The organism is Amaricoccus macauensis, from assembly GCF_049800915.1.
Classification (GTDB): domain Bacteria; phylum Pseudomonadota; class Alphaproteobacteria; order Rhodobacterales; family Rhodobacteraceae; genus Amaricoccus; species Amaricoccus macauensis_A.
In genome coordinates this window covers 58,023-80,086 of record NZ_JBNAFY010000004.1, presented here as the reverse complement: position 1 = coordinate 80,086, position 22,064 = coordinate 58,023, and the positions used below count along the sequence as shown (strand labels likewise).

At 61.9% G+C, this 22,064-nt stretch carries 20 protein-coding genes; 9 read left to right on the top strand and 11 right to left on the bottom strand.

Features of this window, described 5'->3' with window-relative positions; genetic code table 11:
- Nucleotides 1-9 precede the first annotated feature (9 nt).
- Genes ACP15W_RS11025 through ACP15W_RS11015 form a run of 3 tightly spaced genes read right to left on the bottom strand, consistent with a single transcriptional unit; the run spans nucleotide 10 to nucleotide 5,618 of the window.
- The gene (locus ACP15W_RS11025; protein WP_424932943.1) at nucleotides 10-1,368 is read right to left on the bottom strand and encodes an efflux transporter outer membrane subunit; all 1,359 of its coding nucleotides are present in this window, start codon (nucleotides 1,366-1,368) and stop codon (nucleotides 10-12) included.
- Nucleotides 1,365-4,472 (bottom strand): efflux RND transporter permease subunit, encoded by a 3,108-nt coding sequence (locus tag ACP15W_RS11020; protein WP_424932942.1) that lies wholly within the window; start codon nucleotides 4,470-4,472, stop codon nucleotides 1,365-1,367. The genes ACP15W_RS11025 and ACP15W_RS11020 overlap by 4 nt, the downstream gene beginning before the upstream one ends.
- A gap of 3 nt (nucleotides 4,473-4,475) precedes the next feature.
- Complete coding sequence (locus ACP15W_RS11015; protein WP_424933396.1) at nucleotides 4,476-5,618, bottom strand: efflux RND transporter periplasmic adaptor subunit; 1,143 nt, start codon at nucleotides 5,616-5,618, stop codon at nucleotides 4,476-4,478.
- Between the two features lie 101 nt (nucleotides 5,619-5,719).
- Between ACP15W_RS11015 and ACP15W_RS11010 the strand changes: the two genes are divergently transcribed.
- Both ACP15W_RS11010 and ACP15W_RS11005 read left to right on the top strand, forming a co-directional pair.
- Entirely contained in the window at nucleotides 5,720-6,307 is a 588-nt protein-coding gene (locus tag ACP15W_RS11010) for a TetR/AcrR family transcriptional regulator (protein ID WP_424932941.1), read from the top strand.
- Between the two features lie 136 nt (nucleotides 6,308-6,443).
- The gene (locus ACP15W_RS11005; RefSeq protein ID WP_424932940.1) at nucleotides 6,444-7,376 is read left to right on the top strand and encodes a ribokinase; all 933 of its coding nucleotides are present in this window, start codon (nucleotides 6,444-6,446) and stop codon (nucleotides 7,374-7,376) included.
- Nucleotides 7,377-7,391: 15 nt separating this feature from the next.
- On the opposite strand, the gene ACP15W_RS11000 is transcribed toward ACP15W_RS11005, so the two are convergent.
- Nucleotides 7,392-8,072: a TetR/AcrR family transcriptional regulator gene (locus ACP15W_RS11000; protein WP_424932939.1), complete on the bottom strand. Its 681-nt coding sequence runs from the start codon at nucleotides 8,070-8,072 to the stop codon at nucleotides 7,392-7,394.
- Nucleotides 8,073-8,283: 211 nt separating this feature from the next.
- Between ACP15W_RS11000 and ACP15W_RS10995 the strand changes: the two genes are divergently transcribed.
- The gene (locus ACP15W_RS10995; protein ID WP_424932938.1) at nucleotides 8,284-8,499 is read left to right on the top strand and encodes a hypothetical protein; all 216 of its coding nucleotides are present in this window, start codon (nucleotides 8,284-8,286) and stop codon (nucleotides 8,497-8,499) included.
- A 446-nt stretch (nucleotides 8,500-8,945) separates the two neighbouring features.
- Nucleotides 8,946-9,167: a hypothetical protein gene (locus ACP15W_RS10990; RefSeq protein WP_424932937.1), complete on the top strand. Its 222-nt coding sequence runs from the start codon at nucleotides 8,946-8,948 to the stop codon at nucleotides 9,165-9,167.
- Nucleotides 9,168-9,269: 102 nt separating this feature from the next.
- Here the strand turns inward: ACP15W_RS10990 and ACP15W_RS10985 are convergent, their stop codons facing one another.
- The 5 genes from ACP15W_RS10985 to ACP15W_RS10965 form a co-directional block, all read right to left on the bottom strand.
- Complete coding sequence (locus ACP15W_RS10985; protein ID WP_424932936.1) at nucleotides 9,270-9,908, bottom strand: thiamine phosphate synthase; 639 nt, start codon at nucleotides 9,906-9,908, stop codon at nucleotides 9,270-9,272.
- A gap of 26 nt (nucleotides 9,909-9,934) precedes the next feature.
- Nucleotides 9,935-11,209: a phosphopyruvate hydratase gene (eno, locus tag ACP15W_RS10980; protein ID WP_424932935.1), complete on the bottom strand. Its 1,275-nt coding sequence runs from the start codon at nucleotides 11,207-11,209 to the stop codon at nucleotides 9,935-9,937.
- Nucleotides 11,210-11,324: 115 nt separating this feature from the next.
- Nucleotides 11,325-12,218, bottom strand: a complete 894-nt coding sequence (locus tag ACP15W_RS10975) for a nickel/cobalt transporter (RefSeq protein ID WP_424932934.1) — start codon at nucleotides 12,216-12,218, stop codon at nucleotides 11,325-11,327.
- Complete coding sequence (locus tag ACP15W_RS10970) at nucleotides 12,209-12,856, bottom strand: DUF1007 family protein (protein ID WP_424932933.1); 648 nt, start codon at nucleotides 12,854-12,856, stop codon at nucleotides 12,209-12,211. The genes ACP15W_RS10975 and ACP15W_RS10970 overlap by 10 nt, the downstream gene beginning before the upstream one ends.
- A gap of 67 nt (nucleotides 12,857-12,923) precedes the next feature.
- The gene (locus ACP15W_RS10965; protein WP_424933395.1) at nucleotides 12,924-13,973 is read right to left on the bottom strand and encodes a zinc ABC transporter substrate-binding protein; all 1,050 of its coding nucleotides are present in this window, start codon (nucleotides 13,971-13,973) and stop codon (nucleotides 12,924-12,926) included.
- A 236-nt stretch (nucleotides 13,974-14,209) separates the two neighbouring features.
- On the opposite strand from ACP15W_RS10965, the gene ACP15W_RS10960 reads away from it, so the two are divergent.
- From ACP15W_RS10960 to ACP15W_RS10950, 3 genes are read left to right on the top strand one after another with little or no spacing between them, the layout of a single operon-like run.
- On the top strand, nucleotides 14,210-14,698 hold the full coding sequence (locus tag ACP15W_RS10960) for a transcriptional repressor (protein ID WP_424932932.1): 489 nt from the start codon (nucleotides 14,210-14,212) through the stop codon (nucleotides 14,696-14,698).
- Nucleotides 14,695-15,453: an ATP-binding cassette domain-containing protein gene (locus ACP15W_RS10955; protein WP_424932931.1), complete on the top strand. Its 759-nt coding sequence runs from the start codon at nucleotides 14,695-14,697 to the stop codon at nucleotides 15,451-15,453. The genes ACP15W_RS10960 and ACP15W_RS10955 overlap by 4 nt, the downstream gene beginning before the upstream one ends.
- The gene (locus tag ACP15W_RS10950; RefSeq protein ID WP_424932930.1) at nucleotides 15,450-16,256 is read left to right on the top strand and encodes a metal ABC transporter permease; all 807 of its coding nucleotides are present in this window, start codon (nucleotides 15,450-15,452) and stop codon (nucleotides 16,254-16,256) included. Before ACP15W_RS10955 ends, ACP15W_RS10950 begins: the two co-directional genes overlap by 4 nt.
- Nucleotides 16,257-16,296: 40 nt before the next feature.
- On the opposite strand, the gene ACP15W_RS10945 is transcribed toward ACP15W_RS10950, so the two are convergent.
- A complete protein-coding gene (locus ACP15W_RS10945; RefSeq protein ID WP_424932929.1) occupies nucleotides 16,297-16,524 on the bottom strand; it encodes a hypothetical protein in 228 nt (75 codons plus the stop codon).
- A gap of 138 nt (nucleotides 16,525-16,662) precedes the next feature.
- On the opposite strand from ACP15W_RS10945, the gene ACP15W_RS10940 reads away from it, so the two are divergent.
- Both ACP15W_RS10940 and ACP15W_RS10935 read left to right on the top strand, forming a co-directional pair.
- On the top strand, nucleotides 16,663-17,499 hold the full coding sequence (locus ACP15W_RS10940; RefSeq protein WP_424932928.1) for a universal stress protein: 837 nt from the start codon (nucleotides 16,663-16,665) through the stop codon (nucleotides 17,497-17,499).
- 303 nt (nucleotides 17,500-17,802) lie between these two features.
- Entirely contained in the window at nucleotides 17,803-20,244 is a 2,442-nt protein-coding gene (locus ACP15W_RS10935; RefSeq protein WP_424932927.1) for a calcium-binding protein, read from the top strand.
- Nucleotides 20,245-20,265: 21 nt separating this feature from the next.
- Here the strand turns inward: ACP15W_RS10935 and ACP15W_RS10930 are convergent, their stop codons facing one another.
- Nucleotides 20,266-21,906, bottom strand: a complete 1,641-nt coding sequence (locus ACP15W_RS10930; RefSeq protein WP_424932926.1) for an MFS transporter — start codon at nucleotides 21,904-21,906, stop codon at nucleotides 20,266-20,268.
- Nucleotides 21,907-22,064: the final 158 nt, after the last annotated feature.

Sequence of the window (22,064 nt, the reverse complement as noted above, 5' to 3'; positions counted from 1 at the left end):
TTGGGCATGTCAGTTGGTGATATTGCCCGCTGCGGCGGCACCTGCGCCGGTTGCGATCTTCAGGGTCGCCCAGGCCTGGGCTGCGTCGTTCACGGCGGATGCCGCCGAAATCCGGGCCGATGCGGTGTTTCGATCGGTGTCGAGCAAGTCCAGAAGGGTAATCGCACCGCTGCGGTAGTTTTCCTGAGCGAGGTCGAGAGCTCGTCCGTATTCGTCCGCAGCCGTTCGCAGCAAGGCGGCGCGCTGCCGGTAACGGGTCAGGTTGGACTGGGCGACCTGGACGTCCTCGACCGCATCGAGAACGGAGACGCGCCAGGTAATCTCATACTGTTTCGCTTCCGATATCTCTGCATCACGAGTTGCCCTGAGCGCTCCCTGGTCGAAGACCGGTAGGGAAAGTTGCGGGCCGAAGCTCCAGGCCTCGACACCGCTGACGCTCGCGACCGTACCGGAGAGCGACAGGGAGGGATAGAGATCCGCTTCGGCAACACCGACATCGGCCACGGCTTCGGCGAGATCGGCTTCGGCGCTGCGAACGTCGGGGCGATTGCGCAGGAGGTCGGCGGGCACGCCGGTCTGTGCGCCGCCGGGGGTGCGTAGCTGGGCTGCTCCCTTCTGCATGTCGGCGAGGATCGGGCCGGCGGGTTCGTTGAGCAGCGTTGCAATCGCATAGACACTGGCATCGAAGAGCGCGGCATACTGCGGCAGGGCCGCGCGGGCATTCGAGAGCAGGGCCTGGGCTTCGGCGACCTCGTATTCGGTTGCGGCACCGGCTTCGAACTGGCTGCGCGTGATTTCGACGGTTTCCTCCCGCGCCTCGATTGTTTCGCGCGTCAGGGCCAGGATTTCCTGGTAGGATCGGGCATCGGAGTAGGCGGCGACAAGTTCCGCGAGCCATGCGAGCCGCACGGTCTCCACATCGGCCTGCGCGGCCGTCAGCGATGCCAAAGCGCTTTCGCGTTCGCGCTGGAGGCCACCGAACATATCGATGACGAGCGATGCGCCCAGCTCGCCGGATTCCACCGTGGTGACGCCATCGACCGCATCGCCGCCGGATCGCTCGAGCGTTCCTGTCAGCGATCCGTCCAAGGCGGAGTTGATGCCAGTTTCACGCAGTTCAGCTTGGGCCTGCCTGACGGCTTCGGTCGCCGAGAGCACGTCGAGGTTCTGCGCAAGCCCGCGCGCAACCAACTGATCGAGCAGGGGATCATTGTAGGTCAGCCACCAGCGTTCCGTGGCAACCGCACCGATGGCATCCGCATCGCCATCCACGAAGCGCGTTTGGAGGGTGACGTCGGGGCGCTGGTAGTCGGGGCCGACTGCGCAGCCTGCGACGAGCAGGCCGACGAGGATCAAAGTGGATTTCACTGTGCAGCCTCCACACGTGCCCGGAACATTCCCGTGGCCTTGATGACAGCGACATAGAACACCGGGACCAGAATGACCCCGATCACCGCCGAAAAGATGATGCCACCGAGCATTCCGGTGCCGATGGATTTCTGGGCATTGGCCCCCGCCCCGGAGGCAAGAACCAGGGGCGTGATGCCGAAGCCGAAGGCAAGCGAGGTCATCAGGATCGGGCGCAGGCGCTGGCGTGCTGCCGAGACCGTTGCCGCCATCAGCGCCATGCCCTGTGCGCGCTGGGCCTCGGCAAACTCGACGATCAGGATCGCGTTTCGGGCCGCAAGGCCGATGGTCGTGAGCAGGCCGACCTTGAAATAGACATCGTTAGATTGCCCGAATGCCCAGGTCGCCGCCATTGCGCCGAGCACGCCCACGGGAACGGAGAGCATCACGGCGAAGGGGACTGTCCAGCTTTCGTAGAGCGCCGCGAGGCAGAGAAAGACCACGAGAGCCGACAGGGTGTAGAGGATCGGCTCCTGGCTGCCCGACAGTCTTTCCTGGTAGCTCAGACCAGTCCAGGCGGAGGCGAAAGAGCCATTCAGTTCCGATGTCAGGTCTTCCATGGCGCTCATGGCGTCACCGGAGCTCAGGCCTGCCGCCGCTGCCCCGGAGATCTCGAGGGCACGGGTGCCGCCGTAGCGCGCAAGCTTGGGCGTGACGGTTTCCCATTCGCGACTGATGAAGGAGGAGAGCGGCACCATTTCGGAATCGTCGTTGCGGACATACCACTGATCGACGTTCTCCGGTTGCATCCGCCACGGCGTCCCGCCCTGGACGATGACCTCGCGGAGGTCGTTGCCGAGGGGGAAATCGTTGACGTAGGAGCCGGAGAAGACCGTGGATAGCATCGAGTTCACATCCGAGAGCGACACGCCGAGCGCCTCGGCCTTCTGCTGGTCGATCTGCAGTTTCAGGGCCGGTTCGGTCGCGTCGTCATTGCCGCGCAGGTTGGTCACGCGGCCATCGGCATTGCCAAGTGAGACCAGCTCGTCGGCGGCGGCGCTCAGGGCTTCCTGGCCGACGCCCGACTGGTCGACGAGATACATCGAGAAGCCCGACGTATTTCCGAGGCCCTGGATCGCGGGCGGTTGCAGGACGAACACGCTTCCGAGCCGGGACTGGAAGAAGGCGGCATTCGCCCGGTTCATCACATCGGCCGCGTCCACGCCGGGACGCTCATCGTAATCCTTCAGCTTGATGAACAGCATGGCGTTGTTCTGGCCGGACCCGCCGAAACTGAACCCGATATTGGAGAACACGCTCTCAACCACCTCGGACTCCTCGCTGAGCAGGTAGTCCTCGATGACCGAGGCGGTATGGGAGGTCTGCTGCGAGGTCGAGCCCTGGGGCAATTCGACCATCGTCATCAGCACGCCCTGATCCTCGGTGGGCAGGAACGAGGTCGGGAGCCGGTCATAGATCCACCAGGCGCCGAAACCGACAAGGGCCAGCACCAGCAGCATGCGGAAGGGACGCAGCGACAGACGGCCGACTGCGCCGCCATAACCGTCGGTCAGGCGGTTGAGCCCGGTGTTGAACCAGCGCAGGGGAGCGATGGGCTGTTTGCCATGGCTCGGCTTCAGGAGTTGTGCGCACATGGCCGGCGTCAGGATCAAAGCTACGAAAAGCGACAGAACCATGGCCGAGATGATCGTGACCGAGAACTGCTTGTAGATCACGCCGGTCGAGCCGGACATGAAGGCCATGGGCAGGAATACGGCCGAGAGGACCATGACGATGCCCACCAGGGCGGTGGAGATTTCGCCCATGCTCTTTTCGGTCGCGGCCTTCGCGTCCAGCCCGTCCTCCTCCATGACGCGTTCGACATTCTCGACCACGACGATGGCGTCGTCCACCAGCAGGCCGATGGCCAGCACCAGGGCAAACATCGTGAGTGTGTTGATCGACATGCCGAAGGCCGCCAGGACACCGAATGTGCCCAGAAGAACCACGGGCACGGCGATGGTCGGGATGATTGTCGCACGCCAACTCTGGAGGAATAGGAGGATAACGAGGAACACCAGTACCACGGCTTCGATGAGCGTATGGTAGACCTCCTCGATCGAGTCCTCGACGAAAGGCGATGTGTCGTAGGGGTATTCGACGCTCACGCCTTCCGGCAGGGCGGTTGAAAGGCCGGAGATCACCTCGCGGACCCGTTCGGCGGTGTCGACCGCGTTGGCGCCGGTGGCGAGGTTGACGCCGAACCCGGCGGCCGGGTGGCCATTGTAGCGGCTGAAACGGCCGAACTGCTCCTCCGCGAGTTCGACGGTGGCCACATCCGCGAGATAGACCGCCGATCCGTCCGTGTTTGTCTTCAGAAGGATGTTCTGAAAATCCTCGACGGATTCGAGCTGGGACTGCGCGGACAGCGAAACGGTGAACTGCTGGCCTTCGGCGACCGGCTGATCGCCCAGGCTCCCGACCGTGACATTGGTGTTCTGCTCCGAAACGGCCGAGGTCACGTCATTGGGGGTGAGCTGATACTGGTAGAGGCGATCGGGGTTGAGCCAGATTCGCATGGCGTATTCGGTGCCGAAGATGTTGATCGATCCGACGCCCTCCGTTCGCTGCACCGCGTCCTCGATCGTGCTGCCTAGAATGTCACCGAGTTGCAGGGAGTCGTAGCGGCCATCCTCGCTTACCAGGGCGCCCACCAGCAGGATGGAGCTCGTGGAGCGGGTGACGGAAACGCCCGAGTTCGTCACGGTGTCCGGAAGCTGGGACTCCACGAGCTGCAACTTGTTCTGGACCTGCACCTGCGCCATGTCGGAGTCGATGGAATCGTCGAAAGTAAGCGATACGCTCGCTGAACCTTCGGTCGAGGACGATGTCATGTAGGTGAGCCCGTCGAGGCCGGTCAGCCCGTCCTCGATGACCGTGGTCACCGAGTTTTCCACCGTTTCCGCCGAGGCGCCGGAATAGGATGCGCTGATCCGGACGGTGGTGGGCGCAATATCGGGGTATTGGGAAATGGGAAGGCTTGTGAGGCTGAAGGTGCCGACGAGCATGACGACTATGGCCAGAACCCACGCGAAGACCGGGCGGTGAATGAAGAACGATGCCATGGATCAGTTCTCTTCTTCGCCGGCTGCAATATCGCGGACGATGCCGTTATCGTCGATCGTCGCCGCCACGGGCGTGACCTCCTGGCCGGGGCGGAGCGAGGACAGCCCGTCGACGATGATCTTGTCGCCTTCGGCCAGTCCGTCCTGCACGATCCAGGAGTTCTGATAGCTGCCCTGATCTTGCAAGGTCCGCTGCTCCGCGGTGCCGTCCTCACCGACGACAAAGACGGTCAGCTCGCCGGAATTTCCACGGGTCGCCGCGCGTTGGGGTACGAGATAGGCCTGTGCCGTTCCGATGGTCACCTCGCCGCGCAGGAACATGCCCGGAATGACGACGTGATGCGGATTGTCGAACTCGAAGCGGACCGTCACCGTGCCGGTCGTGGTGGAGACAAAGTTGCCGGGGGTCACCAGAGCGCCCGTTCCGCGGTAAACGTCGCCGTTCTCGAGCTGAAGCGAGGCCTTGATGCTGTCGTTCTGCTGGAGCGTGCCCTCGCGAATGCCTTTTCGGATGGAGAGGATCCGGGCGCTTGCTTCCATCATGTCGACATAGATCGGGTCCGACCGGACGATGGTGGTCAACTCGTCGCTCTGGCCCGCAGTAACGAGATCGCCCACGGAAACCGTCGGGACGTCCGCGCGTCCCGAGATGGGGCTTGTGATCGTCGTCCAGGATAGCTCGGTCTGGGCATAGTCGAGCGCGGCCCTGGCGGAATCGAGTGTGGCCTCGGCTTCTGCGAGGGTGGCGCGGGCGGATTCGACTTCGGCTTCCGTGTAGCCGCGGCCGGCGAGCTGTTCCGCGCGATCATAGGCCGACTGCGCGACCGGAAGATTGGCTTCGGCGGTTGCCAGATCCGCACGGGCGGAAGCCTCTGCTGCAACGTAGGAGGAATCGTCGATGCGGAAAAGTGGATCGCCGACCTCGAGCAGCTGGCCCGGCGTGTAGAGGATCTCCTCGATCACGCCACCCACTCGGGGGCGCAGTTCCACTTCCTGAAACGCAACGGCGCGCCCCGGAAGGGTCACGGTGCGCGGCACCTCCTGCAACGAGGCCTCGACGAAACCCACTTCAACCGGGCCGGCTCCCGGCGCGCCCTGGGCATTTGCCGCGGACGTGACCGCTGCGGCGGCGGTAACCGCCAACACAAATTTACATACGAAGGATTTCATCGCCTTCTAGACCCTTGACTACACTGACCCCATATTGCTTCATAGGCAAACATTGCAGAGTGCGCAAAGTAAATTCGATGACACTTCCGTTACGAGAGCGTCGGCGGCAGGAGACTGCCCGCGACATTCAGCTCGCCACATTGAAACTCGCGCTCGACCAGGGGCTCGAGAACGTCACCACCGAGGCCATTGCCGCCGCCGCCGGGGTCAGTGCTCGCACCTTCTTCAATTACTATCCCAACAAGGAATCCGCCGCCGTCGGTCGGCCGCCGGGCTTCAGGGAGGAGGACAAGACCGCTTTGCGCCACGGCACCGCGCCGATCGCCCGCGATCTCAAGCTGTTTCTCGACAGGCACATGGCCTCGCTCATCGCCGAGGAGGAGACGCTTCGCATGGTCCGGACGGTGGTCCATTCCAATGCCAAGGCTCTCGGCGTGCTTGACGGCTATCTTGTCAGCGAGCGCGACGAGGTTGCGGATTGCCTCTTCGAGCGGGTGAAGGACCGGCAGATTGCCATGGCGTTGGCGGACAATGCGGTCTGCTGTACCTCGCGGGCAATCCACCTCTGGGAAGGACAGCAGAGCCTGCCACTGGTCGAAGCGCTAGACATGGTGTGGGAAGGCCAGATCGCGGCGTCACGGCGGTTGTCTGACTTCGAGGGCTGAAAAGCCGGGGTGTGACCGGAGGCGCGACATGCTGGACATTGCCGCGGTTGCGACTAGCCTGCGATGCGCTTGGGTGCGTTGCAGGGGAGGGGACAATGGGCAAAGGATACCATAGGGGCCGGAAGGCTTGGGGAACATGAGCGTCGTCGTCTTCGGATCGGTCAACCTCGACCTGACGGTCTATGTGGACATGCTCCCGCGCCCAGGGCAGACGATCCACTCCGGGCGGGAAAGCATCGGGCTCGGCGGCAAGGGAGCGAACCAGGCCGTGGCGGTTCAGCGGCTTTCGCGCGATCCGGTGCGTTTCGTTTCGGCGACCGGGGAGGACGCGTTCGGTGCAATGTTGCGCGCGGAACTTGCCGCCAAGAGCGTCCCTCTCCATCATCTGCAGCGTTTTTCGGATGTGACCACGGGTATCGCGCTCATCCATGTCGATGCCAGTTCGCAGAACACGATCACGGTGATGGGCGGGGCAAACCTGGCCTGGCCGGCGGAAGGACCGGACCCGGCGGTCTTCGAAGGCGCGAAAGTCGCGCTGTTTCAGCTTGAAACGCCGCTCGAGGCAACGCGTGCCGCCATGATTTCGGCCAAGGCTAAGGGGGCGCGGGTGGTTCTCGATCCTGCCCCCGTGCCGGTTTCCGTTCCCGACGGGCTATGGAGGGCCGCGGATATTGTCACGCCGAACGAGACGGAGGCTGAAGCGCTTCTGGGGTTTTCGCCGGGTGGCGGCAGCGATGCGATCTCTGCCGCGCGGGCACTTTGCCGGCTGGGACCGGAGGTTTGCGTCATCAAGATGGGAGCGCGCGGGCTTGCCTACGCCGCCACGGATGGAACGGAAGGGTTGATGGGACCCTATCGCGTCGATCCCGTCGATACCGTTGCGGCGGGTGACAGCTTCAACGGGGCTCTTGCCGTCGCGCTCTCCGAGGAAATGCCGCTGGAAGATGCGCTTCGCTTTGCCTCGGCGGCGGGCGCACTTGCGACCACGCGGCCTGGGGCGTCGGCTTCCGCCCCGTCACGTGCGGAGGTCGAGGGTCTTATCGCCCAGGGGCATGAGAGCGCGGGGTGAAAGGCGCGGCATCCGTCATGCCGCCCCCTGTTGCTCGGAGCAGGGGGCGTATGCGCGCATGAATGTGTCGACCGCCCGCGCGGCATATTCGTCGATCTCGCGATCCGTATAGTCCTGCTTTACCCCGAAGAGCGCCTTCATCTGAATTTCGGAAGCGCAGAGCGCGAAGAACTGGAAAGCTGCGAAATCGGCATCCTCGACCGCGAGGTCACCCTTGTGGCTAGCTTCCGCGAGAATGGGTGACAGCATTGCCTTGCGCTTTTCGGGGCCGGACGAAAAGAACTGTTGGCCGATCTCCGGCATTCGGGCGGACTCGGCAACCGCGGCGCGGTAGATGTCGCGTATGAAGGGCGAGAGGAACATGTGGATATGGTGAACCGCATGCTTGAGCAGCTTCTCCCGGATCGGGAGGCCTTCGATGCAGGTTTCCGCAAGTTCCGCCTGCAACTTGCAGTCGCCTTTCATGACCGCCTCGTAGATCGAGGCCTTGTCGGGGAAATAGCGATACATCGTCGCCTTCGAGATGCCTGCGCTCTTGGCGATGTCGTCAACGCTTGCGCCCGCAAAACCCTGTTCGCGGAACACGGCGCGCGCGCCATCCAGGATCTGCTTGAGTTTTTTCTCCGAACGGCTGGAGGCCGGGCACATTGCCGGCCAGTCCGTCATCAAGCCCTCGGAATTCGTCATGTCGTTCATTTTCAAGACCCTAAAGCCTCCCGTGTCTCCCAAATGTTACTGGTTGCATGCCCCTTTGTCCACGCGCGCGGCAGTCAGCCCCTGCCTTTCTGATACGAAACCGTTCGGTTTACTCTTGTGCGAGCTCAAGCGTGCGCTATATAAACAAACATAGGAACGAAACGGTTCCGTTTCAAATGCCGGAGTGATCCGGCAACCCATGGAGACAGACATGACCAATATCGCACGTTCTTTCGCCCTCGCCGCAGCTGTCATTGCTAGTGGCGCTTCCATCGCATCCGCCGAAACGCTCGGTGACCGCGTTGCCAAGGGCGCGATCTCGGAAGCCGCCTTCCAGCAGCTCATCGCCCAGACCGGCCTGAATGCCGAGGAAGCATCCGCCAAGACCGTCAACGAAGTCGTTCACCTCCGCATTCGCGACGAGTGATCAACGGTCCTTATGACAGACATCCGTCGTGAGTAGGGAAGCCGCCGGGTCGAGTGCTCGGCGGCTTTTCTTTCGTCAGAGAGGCAGTCCGCCGAGAGGCCATGGTGTTGACGGAGATGTGACCGGCAGGATCAATAAAACAAGGGCAGAATGAACCTGCAGCCCTGCTTTCCATGCAACCATATTGTGCTTTCGAGTGTTGAGTTTGCGTCACGTCAAGGACGCATGATTCCACCAAGGGCACTCTTTGATCGGGTGTTACTCCCTATTGATTGGATCTACTCGCGAGTAGCTTCGGAAGGGGGCGGGGGCGCGACGTAGCCAGGCCGAAAGGAGGATGGCCCAACGAAAAGCACAACCTATGCGATTGCTTTTGTGGGTGTGCAGACATACCTTGGGAGGAAATGACCGGACCACGAAAGGTTCGGCGTTTAGAGGAGGAAACAATGGACTTTGCTGTCGAAGACAGATTCTACACGGCTTTAAGCGCCGTGATTTCGGCACGGCTAGGGGCGGAACATCCTTGTGCAATGGCCACGGCGAATGCTGCTCGGAGCCCGTCGTCGCGAAATGTCAATGCGGCTCATCAGGAGCTTGAACGCCTGGACAGCGGTATTCGCAAAGAGGTTGAACAGGAACTCGAAACATGGATGCGCGGCGACATCTGATGCCAGCCGGCAGAGATTTTCACTCCTGACGCAGTTGTCGGGGACTCTGGTTGCGGCCACCGGAAAACGGCTGGTTGGCCGCAAGGGCGAGGGTTTCGGAGCTCAGGCGACGGCGGCGCCGGAAATGGCCGCCTGAAATCGCTTCATCGCCGCAAAAGGTCCATCATCGCTGGACCATAATTCATCTCCAAGACAGATGAAGTCGGAAACCTGTTCAACATCTGCAGCGATTTCCGGGGTCAGTCCGCCTTCCGCAACGACGGGAAGCTCGATCATCTCCGACCACCAGCGGAACAGGTCAAGCGGGGCCAGGACCCCATCCCCGAGACTGGACTGCGTGAGTGGGCCGAAACTGACATAATCCGCGCCGATCTCACCTGCCGTCATGCCGTCATGTCTCGACGCATGGGCATAGGCCCCGACGATCGCGTCCTTGGCAAGCGCCTTGCGGGCGCTGCGCACTTTTCTCGATCCATCGGTGAGGTGAACGCCATCGAGCCCGAGTTGCGTTACGAGGCGGAAATGATCGCTCATCAGGACGGGAACATCCTGTGCGTGGCAGATGGGGCGGAGCGTGTCTGCGGCACGGCAGAGGTCGTCCTCCGACGCAGCTCCGGCGGCAATACGCAGACAGGCCACATCATTCTCGGTGAGAAGGCGCTCAAGCGCCTCCGCACAGTTGCTCAGGCCGGGGCCAGCCGGCGCGACGAGATACAGTCTGGCTGATGTTTCCTCCGACATGCCGTCGCGCCCGCCACTTTCCCGACTTACTTCAAGATCGACATGCCGGCGTAGATCGCGTCTTCGCCGAGGTCTTCTTCAAGCCGGATGAGCTGGTTGTATTTGGCGAGTCGATCGGAGCGCGAAAGCGAACCGGTCTTGATCTGGCCGCAATTGGTTGCCACGGCGAGATCGGCGATGGTCGAGTCCTCGGTTTCGCCCGAGCGGTGCGACATGACGGCGGTGAACCGCGCGCGGTGCGCCATTTCGACCGCTTCGAGCGTTTCGGTCAGCGAACCGATCTGGTTGACCTTGACGAGGATCGAGTTGGCGATGCCTTCGTCGATGCCTTTGACCAGTCGCTTTGTATTTGTAACGAAGAGGTCGTCGCCCACGAGTTGGCACTTGTTGCCAATCGCGTCAGTGAGCTTCTTCCAGCCTTCCCAATCGTCTTCGGCCATGCCGTCCTCGATGGAGATGATCGGGTAGCGTGCCACGAGATCCGCGAGGTAGGAAACGTTCTCGTCCACCGAGCGTGTCACGCCCTCGCCCTTCATGTGGTAGGCGCCGTCCTGGTAATACTCGGTCGAGGCGCAGTCGAGCGCGAGGTAGACATCTTCGCCGGGCATGTAGCCGGACTTCTCGATCGACTTCATGATAAAATCGAGCGCTTCGTCGGCGCTTTGAAGCGCGGGGGCAAAACCGCCTTCATCGCCGATACCGGTATTGTGGCCAGCCCCGCTGAGTTCCTTTTTCAGGGTGTGGAACACTTCGGCCCCGATCCTGACCGCGTCGGCGATGCTTTCGGCGCCGACCGGCATGATCATGAATTCCTGAATGTCGATCGGGTTATCGGCGTGCTCACCACCATTGATGATGTTCATCATGGGCACCGGCAGAACGCGGGCTCCGGTTCCGCCAATGTAGCGATAGAGCGGGGTGCCGAGGCTCTGGGCAGCTGCCTTTGCGCAGGCGAGGCTGACGCCGAGGATCGCGTTGGCCCCCAGGCGACCCTTGTTGTGGGTGCCGTCGAGGCCGCACATGAGCTTGTCGAGCTTGACCTGGTCCGTAGCAAGGTTGCCGCAGAGCGCATCCGAGATCGGACCGTTGACCGAGCGAACCGCGTGCAGAACGCCCTTGCCACCGTAGCGCTTGGGGTCCTTGTCACGCAGTTCGACTGCTTCGTGTGCGCCGGTGGAGGCCCCCGAGGGCACCGCTGCGCGGCCCATGGAGCCGTCTTCGAGAAGCACGTCTACCTCAACCGTCGGGTTGCCCCGGCTGTCGAGAATTTCACGCCCAACGATATCTATGATGACTGACATGATCGAATGGCCCCCGCGGTACCTATTTTCGTAATCCGTACTCGTTCCTGTTAACCCAGTCCACCGCCTCTGAAAACCGCTATCTGGCGGCAAGGCCCAAGACGAGGCTTCGTGGTCAGGCAAAAACCGGGGATGTTGTCATGAGCGCCAGGCTCGCAAGCAGGATGGCGCCGCCCGCGAGAATTTGTATCAGGGGAAGCACAAAGCGCGCGGCGGCGCTGTCCCCGGCGGCGATCAGGGCAGTGTCGCGTCCCCGGACCGCGAGAAATGCGACAAGTGCGGTGAAGGCTGCCGTGCCCAGTCCCATGGCCAGAACGCCTGCAGCACCCGCACTTGCGACCTGCAACTTCCAGGCAAGTATCAGGACCACCAACGCGCCGGTGCAGGGCCGCGCGGCCATGCCGGCCACGAGGAGTGCGGCATCCCGCATCCCGCTGGATGAAGCGACGGCTTGCGGATCGGGGTGATGGCTGTGTCCGCAGCCGCATGATCCACCGTGATGGGCGTGGTGCTTCTCCAACTTTGCGATCCGGAGCAGCCCGCGGGTCAGTATCCAGCCGCCGATCAGGGCAATGATGCCGTCGCCGAGGAGCGTCATCCAGCCTTCGCCTGCATCAATCGTGCCGCGAGCCGTGCCTGCAAGCAGGGAGAGGCTGCCAAAGACGATGAGGATCGCCAGAAGCGACTGCGCGAGACTGCCAGCCGCCGCTATCATCACCATGCGGCGGGCCGTGGCCTTCATCGCGAAAGCTCCGCCGGCGACAAGTGCTTTGCCGTGCCCCGGACCTGCGGCATGCAGAAACCCGTAGGCCGCACAGATGCCGATGAGCGACCAGAATGCCGAAGGATCGCCGGTTTGAAGCGCCTGAATGCGGGCTGCGAGCAGTGACTGCAACGCGTGCTGTTTCTGGGCCAGCCACCAGAAAAGCGCCTGATGTGCGCCTTTCTGCCAGGCTGCTACGGCGAGCAGCCCGACGGCCAGAAGGACCAGGGTTGCTTTCAGTCGCATCTCAAGAAGATCTTGTCGGCAAAGAGTTGGCCGAGATTTTCCTCTGGATCCTCGTCGGCCGGGATCGCGAAGAGGCTGGTCTGAAGGGCGACGAGATCCTGGGTGGGTTCGAACGGATCGATCGTGGCTGCGCAGTCTACGGCATTGCCCAGAAGCCGGGGAGCCTCCGTTACAGCATAGGCCGTATAATAGGTGGGATCATAGATCTCCACGCGGATCTGATCGCTTGGCGGGATGGGTGTGTCGAGTTTGCGGGTGAAGCTGATGACCACGCGCCCGTCCCGGATCTCGGCGTCGGGTTCCTGCGGTCCTGAAAGGCCGATCTCTCCAGAGCCGTCATAGACATAACTGTCGCCCTGGAAATCCGGGTGCCATTCGGTCTGATAGGCGGCAAGCTCCGCGCGCTGCGCCTCCGTGAGCGGTTCGGTAGACGGCAAGCCGAGATCCTCAATCATGAAGAGCGACGTCAATGGGTCGTAGATCCAGGAAATGCGGAGCTCCGAAAGACGGCCTTCGCCGTCGAAGACGAGATCCGCACCCCCATCTATGAAGACGTGCGGGTGGGTGTTTCCGGGGTCGGCGGCAAGTGCAGCCAGAAGCAGCGCAAGTGACGGAGCGGTTGAGGCGGTTCGGCCCATGGCATTCGGTTCGCAGACGAGTGGCGGGACACCGTAGTCTCTACGGTCCCGCCGCGCCTGGAGCAAGTCAGCCTTGCGAGAGGCAGTCGACCAGTTCGTCCGTTATGCTCTGGATCAGTTCAGGATAGAGTGTCGGGCCGGGTTCGAGGCTCGAGCCCAGCGGATCGAGGATCCCGCTCTTCGCATTGGTGCCATCGATCACGGTCTGGACGAGTGAATCGTCGAACTGGGGCTCCGCGAAGACGCAGGTGACATCCAGATCTTCGATCGTTTCCTGGATTTCGGTGAGCCTTGCCGCGCTGGGCGCCGTGGCGTCGCTGAAGCTGATCGCTCCGCTGGCCTCTACGTCGAAGCGGGCCTCATAGTAGTGATATGCGTCGTGAAAGACGACGAAGTTCTTGCCGGCCACGGCAGCAAGTTCGGCGGTGTTCGCATCGACGAGTTCAGCGATCTCGTCGGCGAAAGCTTCGGCATTCTGAGCGTAGAGTTCAGCGTTTTCCGGATCTGCCTCGGCCAATGTGCCTGCCATGACATCGGCCATTACGACAGCGTTCATCGGGTCCAGCCAGACATGCGGGTCCATGCCCGAATGATCGTGGCCGTGATGGTCGTGCCCCGCCTCTTCGTGCGCGTGTTCTTCGTGCTCGTGATCATCATGGGCGTGTTCTTCGTGCTCGTGATCATCATGGGCGTGTTCTTCGTGCTCGTGATCATCATGGGCGTGTTCTTCGTGCTCGTGATCATCATGGGCGTGTTCTTCGTGCTCATGATCATCGTGAGCGTGTTCTTCGTGCTCATGATCATCGTGAGCGTGCTCTTCATGCTCGTGATCATCGTGAGCGTGCTCGTCATGACCGTTATGATTATGTTCCGTCCCGAAATCCGCACTCTCGCGGAAGGGCAACTGCCGCATGCCGGGCGAGTTCGCGAGTTCGACGATCTCCTCGGTTCTGGGCAGGGTCTCCAGAGGGTCGACCATCCAGGGCGAAAGGTTCTCGCCGACCCAGAAAATGACTGCCGCATCCTGAACGGTGGCGGCCTCTGACGGGCGCATGGAATAGCTGTGAGGTGATGCGCCGGCGGGGAGTAGAAGCTCCGGCTCGCCCGCGCCCTCCATGACCCGGGCCGCGATCGAGTGCACGGGCAGTATGTCTGTCAGCACCAGAGGCGCATCGGCGAGAGCGGTGATCGGGCTCAGAAGCGTGAGGCCGAGCGCAGAGGCGGGCAAGGCTCTGGGGAGGGACATCATGAGGATCTCCAGTCTTTTCGATTGTGATTGCAGGCCCGAGTCTGGATAACTAGGTTGCTTGCGAGGGTTGTTATAATCTAACAGAACATAGGACAAGTGCCGAAATGTCCGACGTGCCGGCCGATGCGTTCCATCGCCACGATCATACCGCCTGTCGCGAGGCGGCGCTCGAAACCGTTGTCGCGGAATGCGAGGAGCGGCGCCTGAGACTGACCCCGCAAAGACGTTGTGTTCTCGAGGCACTTCTTGAGGGGCACAAGGCTATGACGGCCTACGAGTTACTTGATCGGTTGCGGGAAGCGGGGCTCGGAAGTCAACCGCCGGTCGTCTACCGCGCGCTCGACTTCCTGCTGGAAAACGGGTTCGCGCACCGGATCGAACGCCTGTCGGCCTTTGTGGCCTGCATGCATGGCGAGGGGTCGCACCAGGCTGTCTTTCTGATCTGTCGCATGTGTCGCCGGGTGGCTGAAACGGAGATTCCGGGTTCAATCAGTGCACTTGGTCATCAGGCGGAAGATGTGGGCTTCCGGATGGAGCGGATCGTAGTTGAGGCCGAGGGGCTTTGCGCCGAGTGCCGGGGGAAGGCGTCATGAGTGCCGCACTGATCACCGCCACTCACCTCGACTACGAGATCGGTGGCCAGCGGGTGCTGGATGATGTGAACCTCACCATCGCGCCGGGTGAGATCGTGACCATCGTGGGGCCGAACGGGTCCGGCAAGACGACGCTTGTCCGGCTTCTGATCGGTGCCTTGCGGCCCACGGGGGGAGCGATCGAACTCCGGGACGGCTTGCGTATCGGCTATGTGCCCCAGCGCCTTTCAATCGATCACACGCTTCCGATTACCGTCGACCGTTTTCTAGCGCTGTCGGAGCGCCGTGCATCGGCGCGAATGGCGGCACTCGCCCAGGTTGGCGGCGAGAAGCTGGTGAAACTGCAACTCATCGATCTTTCGGGCGGGCAGTTTCAGAGGGTACTTCTGGCGCAGGCACTCCTGAGAAATCCCGAACTGCTGGTTCTTGACGAAGCGGCACAGGGGCTAGACCAGCCCGGAATCGCGCATTTCTATCGCCTGATCGAGGAAATCCGGCGGGAATTGGGTTGTGGCGTGCTGATGGTCAGCCACGACCTGCACGTTGTGATGTCGGCCTCGGACCGGGTAGTCTGTCTCAATGGCCATGTATGCTGCGAGGGCACGCCGCTGCATGTGTCGAACGCTCCCGCCTATCGCGCGCTCTTCGGTCTGGGTACCGAGGGGGCGCTCGCGCTCTATCGTCACGCGCATGACCACAGACACGGGGGCGGTGCCCCTGGACACCATCACCACCACGCGGACCCCGGTGCATGACTTTTCTCGACGATTTCTTTGTGCGCGCCATGATCGGCGGGCTCGGTGTCGCGCTGGCCGCCGGTCCCTTGGGCTGTTTCGTTGTGTGGCGGCGGATGGCCTATTTCGGGGACGCCACTGCTCATGCGGCACTCCTGGGCGTGACGCTTGCGCTGGCGACCGATCTGCCGGTGGTTCTGGGGGTGACCATTGCGGCGATCGTCATGGCCATCGGGGTAACGCTTGCCTCGGGCCGGACATATGCCGTCGATACGATGCTGGGCGTCGCCTCTCACGGCGCGCTGGCGCTGGGGCTTGTCGCGCTGAGCCTGCTGCCGGGGGTTCGGATCGATCTCAGCGGTTTCCTCTTCGGCGACATTCTTGCGGTTTCACGCGGGGATCTGGCGTTTATCTGGGGTGGGGCGATATTCGTGGCGGGGCTGGTGGTGTTGAGACGCAGTACGTTGCTGCTTTCCACACTGAACGAGGAACTTGCGGTATCTGCCGGTGTCAATCCGGCGCGTGAGCGGATGATCCTTACGCTTGCGCTCGCGCTGCTCGTAGCCATTGCCATCAAGGCGGTTGGCGTTCTGCTCATTACGGCCATGCTGATCATTCCCGCGGCGACGGCAAGGGCGCTCTCGCGAACCCCCGAGACCATGATGGTTCTGGCGGTTCTGGCGGGGGCCGGTTCGGTGGTACTTGGTCTCGAGGGCTCGCTGCATCTGGACCTGCCCGCTGGTCCCGCAATCGTTACCGCCGCGGTCCTGCTGCTGGTCGTGGCAAATGCCGCCCGTATCGTGAAAGCCCGCGCGAGGCGTTGAGCGCGGGCGATCGGATCGGCTTTTCAACGTCGTTGGGCTGTCAGGTTTCCGGCTGGTCGGGTTCCATGCCATTCCGACCCTGCCTCTCGAACTCGCCCTCCAGGTAATCCTCGAGATTGACGAGATCTTCGGGCAGGGGAAGGCCGAGCGACTGCATCTCGGCGAGTTTCTCGCGCAGGGTTTCCTGAAGCTCGTGCATGTCTTCCGGTTGGTTCGATATCGAGTCGAGCAGCATCGCGACCTGGAGACGGAATTCTTCCAATGCCATTGTTTCCTCCTGCGGCCGAGCGGGTTATCGTTGAGCAGCGGCCGCTCCACAGTTTGCGCGCCAATCTTGATCCAGCGCAAGGCCATTCGGTCGGGTGCGGCTCTATCGTCTGCAGGCCGCCACAAGAGGAGATCTCCCATGTCCTTCAAGACCCTTTTCACCGCGGTTGATGTCCATCAGGATGATACGGAGATCGAGAGGGCCATGGCGATTGCCGGCACGCTCGATGCCCACCTCATGGTTCTGGTGGTCGGAGTGGCGCCGCCGCCGCCGGCCTCTCCCTACGGTGTGGTTTCCAACGATGTCTGGGCCGGCGAAATCACCGAAGGCCAGGAAACGGCTCGGGCGCGTGCGAAGCAGATTTCCGAAAAGCTCGCAGCCGCGGGGCGTCCTGCCACGGTCGATTCCAACTATGTGGACCGAGGCACGATCGCAACGATTGCGGCCCGTTTCGCCCGCTACTCCGATCTCACGCTCCTTTTCCCGGCCGCCGAGGAGTTTCAACCGATCCGTGGTTGCATCAGCGATGGGGCGCTCTTCGAGTCGGGGCGGCCGGTGGTGCTGCTTCCCGAGGGCAGCGACAGTTTTCCCAACCCTAAGCGCGTGATGGTGGCCTGGGATGCGAGTGTCGAGGCCTCGAAGGCCGTGCGCGATTCCATCGGGCTCATGCAGGGCGCGGAGGCGGTCGACGCGGTGCTGGTAGACCCGGTTCCTACTTTCGATGGCCATGGTCCGGAGCCGGGCGCCGACCTCGCGGCCTACCTGGCACGGCACGGCATTTCGACCACTGTGCATTGCATGCCGCGCGAGGGGCGCGACGTGAGCGAGACGCTCAATCGCATGGCGCTGGATCTGGGGGCGGAACTCATCGTGATGGGAGGCTATGGCCACTCGCGGCTCAAGCAGCGCATCTTCGGTGGCACGACCACCAACATGCTCAAGGACACGAAGATTCCGGTGCTCATGGCGCATTGATCGCTCGAGTACGCCGGAACTCCGGTATTTGCCTCTGCCAAATTGAAATTGTTACGCCAGATGATTGTTCGTCTGGCGTAGATGTTGTATTATTCAAGTCGAATTGAAGATTGCCAAGTTATTCAGCGGCTGAATGCGAATTCAGTATTTTTCGAGGAGAGTGTATTTGTTCCCGCTCTACTCCAGGTTTTTCAGATGAAGGGTGCTGCTGGCTGATTGGCGACATAAAGATGCCTGTGGGCAATATTTCTCAAGACTGTGCAGACCTGCAAATTTCAGGCAAACAAGAGATTGGAAAAAGTGATGACTGACTTTATTGGCGACGATAACGACAACAATCTTCGCGCTCCCTCCAATCCCGCTGAGAGTGATTATTTCGAGGGCAAGGGCGGTGACGATATTCTCTATGGAAAAGGCGGCGACGATTATTACAAGCCCGGGCTCGGCAATGACACCGTCGGTGGCGGCGATGAGTTCGTCGGCGACAACGGCATCGATACCGTCGATTATTCGGACATTGATGAGCCCATATACGTAGATCTTTTGGCTCCCAAGACGATTTTGAATCCTCCCAATACACCGTCCGCAATAGATGCCGTCAGTGAGGTACTCATAGGCAACGGTGATGTCGACTACATCAACTTCATCGAGAATGTGGTTGGCACCCCGCAGGATGATAATATCCGCGGGGACGACCTCGAAAATATCATCGTAGGCGGTGCAGGAGACGACACACTTGCTGGTGCCGGGGGCGACGACAGTATCTCGGGTGGTGCAGGCGACGATTTCCTTTACCCGGGTCTGGGCGATGATGTGGTCGATGGTGGGTCCGGCTTTGATACCGTGAGCTACTGGGGCGTCGACTCCACGGGGATCGTCGTCGAGCTACAGGATTCCGGAAATACGACCGTCGATAAGGGCTTGGACACTGACGAAATCGGCAATGTCGAACACATTACCGGGTCCGAGCGCGCAGACGAGATCACTGGCAACGAGAATGGAAACCGCATCGAGGGCTACGGCGGCAACGATACCCTCGACGGCGGCACCGGTCCCGGCGGGATCGTTGCGGACCCATCCTCCTACTATGATACGGCGGTCTATCGTGGAGATCGGGAGAATTACGACGTCTGGGTGGAGGATGGCGTTGTCATGGTGGATGACAACCGGACACCAACCCAACGTCAGAATGACACGCTGCATCACAATGCGGATGAAGGCGTTGATGAACTGACGAACTTCGAGCGCTACGAGTTCAAGGGCGTGAGCTATACGCTTGCGGAGCTTCTCGCGGCCAATGACGACTATGCCGACAGCGTCGGCGATGCGTCCAACCCCTATGGTGCCCTTGAGCCTGACACCTCTGCCTCTGGCGAGATCGAGGACGACGGTGATCGGGATCTTTTCGAGATCGAACTGAGCGAAGGCTATCAGTATATCTTCCGCCTGCATGGAACCGATGACGCCGGTGGCACGCTCGACGACCCCGAATTGCGGATCTACGATGATGCGGGCGATCTGAAGAAGACCGGGTTCCTGTATATCAGCTATATCGACCACCTGTCCTATTCGCCCGAGGCGGATGGCACCTTCTATGTCGAGGCGAGCAGTGACGTCGATCTGGGGAGCGGCACCTACACGCTTTATGCCGAAACGGGGGGCACGCCCGGCGAAGATAGTCTGGCGGGCGGCGCGGGCAATGATACCTACGAGGGCCATTCCAGCAGCGACACGATCAGCGGCGGCGCGGGAGATGATGATCTCGACGGCGGTGGCGGTGATGACGAGATCCATGGCGAAGCCGGCGCGGACATGCTGGATGGTGGCGGAGGCGAGGATACCGTCGAGGGAGGCGAAGGCGACGACTACGTCTATGGTGGAGCCGGAAACGACCGGGCCGGTGGTCAGGAAGGCAATGACACGGTTTATGGCGGCGGGGGCGATGATGACATTGCCGGCGGTGACGACAGTGACGAGGTCTATGGCGGAGCGGGCAACGACACGACCTATGGCGGCAATGACCGGGATCATGTCTTCGGCGGCGAAGGGTCCGACACGGTCTACGGCGGCCAGGGAGATGACATGCTCTACGGTGGCGATGATCCGGCCTACATGGAAGAAGGAGAGGAAACGGCTGGGGATGGCGGCGATATCATCTATGGCAACAAAGGCGACGACGCGATCTATGGCGACGCCGGGAATGATACGCTCCATGGCAATCAGGGCAACGACAGCGTCTCCGGCCAAGGCGGCAATGACGAGGTCTACGGTGACGACGGTAACGACCAAATCGCAGGGGGTGTCGGCAAGGACCGGGTTTCCGGCGGAGATGGTAACGACACTGTCTATGGTGGCAATGACAACGACAAGCTTTGGGGCGGCCTTAACAAGGATCTGCTCTATGGTGGTGCAGGCGATGACAAGATCTGGGGCAATCGCGGCGCGGACGTTCTCTTCGGGAACAAGGGCAAGGACAGCCTCTACGGGGGCGGCGGCAACGATGAGCTGACCGGCGGAAAGCACGCAGACGTCTTTGTCTTCGGCAAAAGCCATGGAACCGATACGATAACTGACTACGAGGATGGCGTGGACAGGATCGAGATCACCAAAGGCGCCAACAAGTTCGGTAAGCTCATGATTTCGGAGAAGGGTTCTGACGTGGAGATATCGTGGGCCAGCACCAAGGTCATCGTCGAGGACATGAACAAGAGCGACTTCGGCAACGGTGACTTCATCTTCAGCTAGGCTCGGTGACGATCCACGCTTTCAGTGAATGTCCGGTGCGGCCGGAACGAACGGTGCCGTGCTTCGCGGCGCCGTAGGTCGCACGATCATTCGGTGCACCTTCGGCCGTTCAGGCCCCTTGTGCAGGGCGCGGAGCGTGTCACCCACCGCGGCGTCGGCCAGCGTGGGGCGCGTGTTGTGGCGCACGTAATCGGTCCAGGTTGGGGTCTGGTAGTATTCATACCAGAGTTCGGGATCCTCGAGATCGCGGGTCAGGGTCCAGTGTTGCGCGCCATCGCGACGGCGTATCCGGCTGCGTTCGGTCATTGCAGCGAGGAACCTCTCAAGGTTTTCTTCGGCAATGCGGAATTCGATCAGAATGGCGATGGGGCCGCTTCGCGGTTGAATGTCGATGGCCACTGAGGGTTCGCGGAACCGGTTCAGCGGGTCGAGATCGACGGCGAGCATTCGGGGAAGCGGGATGCGGAGGCCGGCGGCCGCCCCCAGGATCATTGTGAATGCGGCAATTCCGAGCGCTTCCGCCAGGCCATAGCGATCCGCCAGCGCGCCCCAGAGCCAGCTTCCCATGGCCATGCCGCCAAAAGCCGACGCTTGGTAGAGCGAGAGCGCCCGGCCCACGACCCAGCGTGGTGTCGAAAGCTGAACGGAGGTGTTGAAAAGGGAAAGCGCCGTGACCCAGGCCGCGCCCCCGCCGACAAGCCCGAGGGCAGTTACGACGATCGTACCGCTCAAGGCGCAGATCGCCGCGCTCGTTGCGAAGATCAGGAAGGCACCGCGCGCGAGTGTCTCGTTGCTGAAGGCGGCACGGACACGCCCGGTCATCAGCGCGCCGCCCACGGCACCGATCCCGAAGGCACCGAGCAGAACCCCATAAGTCACGGGACCACCGCTTTCGAAGCGCTGGGTCACGAGGGGCAGCAACGCAAGTATGGCGATGGTGGAGAAGCCAAAGAGAAAGGCGCGGGCATAGATCGAAAGAAGCCCCTGAGACATGGCCGCATAGCGGACGCCTGCCCCCATGGCGGTGAAGAGCCGTTCTCTCGGGAGGGTCTGCGGTGGGCGTTGGGGGCGCCAACGCACGAGCAGGAAGATGAACGGCAGGTAGCTCAGCATGTTGATGGCAAAAGCGCCGGCGGCTCCCACCGCCGCGACCACCGCGCCGCCGATGGCAGGTCCGAGGCTTCGGGTGATGTTGAACGCCATGGAGTTGAGCGCGACCGCCGCAGGAAGCAGCGGGCGCGGCATCAGGTCGCCGACCGAAGCCTGCCAGGAGGGGTTGTTGAATGCGACCCCGCAACCGAGCAGGAAGGTAAGGCCGAGGAGAATCCAGGGTGTCACCAGCCCGCTCCAGGCACAGACCGCAAGCGCGGCGGAAACCGCGAACATGAAGGCTTGCGCGACGATGAGAACCTTCCGGCGGTCAAAGCTGTCCGCAATGGCGCCTGAAGCGAGCGAGAGGAGCATGACCGGAAGGGTGGTCGCGGACTGGACCAGTGCCACCATGTTCGCGGATTCAGTGAGCGATGTCATCAGCCACGCTGCGCCGACGGCCTGGATAAGGCCGCCGAAATTGGACACCAGTGTTCCGAGCCACATGCCCCGGAATGTGCTGTCCTGAAGCGGTGCGAGCATCGAGGGCCGTTCTGACGATGGCTGATCCATCCCGGTTGTCTTCGCCTCCCTGATTTCGTTCAAGAGCTACAGGCAGAGGGACGGCGGCCGCAAGCGCCAGCTTTTGATCTGCCTGCGAGCATCCGGAACCGATGCAGCAGTTCCGCAAGATGACCCGCAGGCTAAGGTTATTTTCCACAGAATCGGAA

Coding starts and splice junctions, on each gene's coding strand:
- ACP15W_RS10975 (WP_424932934.1), bottom strand. CDS start 12,218: ATGCGACTGAAAGCAACCCTGGTCCTTCTGGCCGTCGGGCTGCTCGCC.
- ACP15W_RS10955 (WP_424932931.1), top strand. CDS start 14,695: ATGAGTGCCGCACTGATCACCGCCACTCACCTCGACTACGAGATCGGT.
- ACP15W_RS11010 (WP_424932941.1), top strand. CDS start 5,720: ATGACACTTCCGTTACGAGAGCGTCGGCGGCAGGAGACTGCCCGCGAC.
- ACP15W_RS11000 (WP_424932939.1), bottom strand. CDS start 8,072: ATGAACGACATGACGAATTCCGAGGGCTTGATGACGGACTGGCCGGCA.
- ACP15W_RS10935 (WP_424932927.1), top strand. CDS start 17,803: ATGACTGACTTTATTGGCGACGATAACGACAACAATCTTCGCGCTCCC.
- ACP15W_RS10960 (WP_424932932.1), top strand. CDS start 14,210: ATGTCCGACGTGCCGGCCGATGCGTTCCATCGCCACGATCATACCGCC.
- ACP15W_RS10940 (WP_424932928.1), top strand. CDS start 16,663: ATGTCCTTCAAGACCCTTTTCACCGCGGTTGATGTCCATCAGGATGAT.
- ACP15W_RS10990 (WP_424932937.1), top strand. CDS start 8,946: ATGGACTTTGCTGTCGAAGACAGATTCTACACGGCTTTAAGCGCCGTG.
- ACP15W_RS10970 (WP_424932933.1), bottom strand. CDS start 12,856: ATGGGCCGAACCGCCTCAACCGCTCCGTCACTTGCGCTGCTTCTGGCT.
- ACP15W_RS10985 (WP_424932936.1), bottom strand. CDS start 9,908: ATGTCGGAGGAAACATCAGCCAGACTGTATCTCGTCGCGCCGGCTGGC.
- ACP15W_RS11005 (WP_424932940.1), top strand. CDS start 6,444: ATGAGCGTCGTCGTCTTCGGATCGGTCAACCTCGACCTGACGGTCTAT.
- ACP15W_RS10930 (WP_424932926.1), bottom strand. CDS start 21,906: ATGGATCAGCCATCGTCAGAACGGCCCTCGATGCTCGCACCGCTTCAG.
- ACP15W_RS10950 (WP_424932930.1), top strand. CDS start 15,450: ATGACTTTTCTCGACGATTTCTTTGTGCGCGCCATGATCGGCGGGCTC.
- ACP15W_RS10995 (WP_424932938.1), top strand. CDS start 8,284: ATGACCAATATCGCACGTTCTTTCGCCCTCGCCGCAGCTGTCATTGCT.
- ACP15W_RS10965 (WP_424933395.1), bottom strand. CDS start 13,973: ATGGAGGGCGCGGGCGAGCCGGAGCTTCTACTCCCCGCCGGCGCATCA.
- ACP15W_RS10945 (WP_424932929.1), bottom strand. CDS start 16,524: ATGGCATTGGAAGAATTCCGTCTCCAGGTCGCGATGCTGCTCGACTCG.
- eno (WP_424932935.1), bottom strand. CDS start 11,209: ATGTCAGTCATCATAGATATCGTTGGGCGTGAAATTCTCGACAGCCGG.
- ACP15W_RS11020 (WP_424932942.1), bottom strand. CDS start 4,472: ATGGCATCGTTCTTCATTCACCGCCCGGTCTTCGCGTGGGTTCTGGCC.